Genomic DNA, 793 nt, shown 5'->3' with positions numbered 1-793 from the left:
CAGGAATCCCAGACTCAAAAGGTTATTACTACCTAATCTGGGCTTATCGCAAGTTATTACGCCTTTCATCGCCTCTGACTGCCAAGGCATCCACCGTGTACGCTTAGTCACTTAACCATACAACCCGAAAGGGTCTTAGTGTATGGCAACTAACCAAGGTTTTTGGTTGTCATCAAGAAGGGTTAATTCTTGATRACTGTTTGCCGGACTCAATTGTGAATCAAACTCAGTTTGATTCGAATACAAGACACTTGAATGTGTTTGTTGTGTTTATCTAATGAAAGATAAACATTGAGAACTTTTAAATTTGATTGAATTACTCGTAAGTAAATCAATCAGTCAGCTTTCCAAATTGTTAAAGAGCTTGATTCAATAAATTGAACCATTTTTAAAAACACTTAAGTAAATGTGCTTAAAGATGGTGGAGCTATGCGGGATCGAACCGCAGACCTCCTGCGTGCAAGGCAGGCGCTCTCCCAGCTGAGCTATAGCCCCATCTGTGTTGCAATCGATATTGGTGGGTCTGAGTGGACTTGAACCACCGACCTCCCGCTTATCAGGCGAGCGCTCTAACCAGCTGAGCTACAGACCCAATATCGTCTCTTTTACTTTCTAAACCTAATCAATCTGTGTGGGTACTCATCAACGATATCTTCGTATAAGGAGGTGATCCAGCCCCAGGTTCCCCTAGGGCTACCTTGTTACGACTTCACCCCAGTCATGAACCACAAAGTGGTGAGCGTCCTCCCCGAAAGGTTAAACTACCCACTTCTTTTGCAGCCCACTCCCATGG

General features: G+C 43.9%; 2 tRNA genes and 2 rRNA genes. All 4 read right to left on the bottom strand.

Annotated elements, in window-relative coordinates:
* Positions 1-117: ribosomal RNA gene (locus L4C37_RS22385) — 23S ribosomal RNA — on the bottom strand; the annotation flags it as partial.
* Positions 118-419: 302 nt separating this feature from the next.
* Positions 420-495: transfer RNA gene (locus L4C37_RS22380), tRNA-Ala, on the bottom strand.
* Positions 496-515: 20 nt separating this feature from the next.
* A tRNA-Ile gene (locus tag L4C37_RS22375) sits at positions 516-592 on the bottom strand.
* Between the two features lie 67 nt (positions 593-659).
* Positions 660-793: ribosomal RNA gene (locus L4C37_RS22370) — 16S ribosomal RNA — on the bottom strand; the annotation flags it as partial.

The sequence above is a fragment of the Vibrio kagoshimensis genome (genome assembly GCF_050337535.1).
Taxonomy (GTDB): Bacteria; Pseudomonadota; Gammaproteobacteria; order Enterobacterales; family Vibrionaceae; genus Vibrio; species Vibrio gallaecicus.
This window is presented reverse-complemented; position numbering and strand designations above follow the sequence as displayed.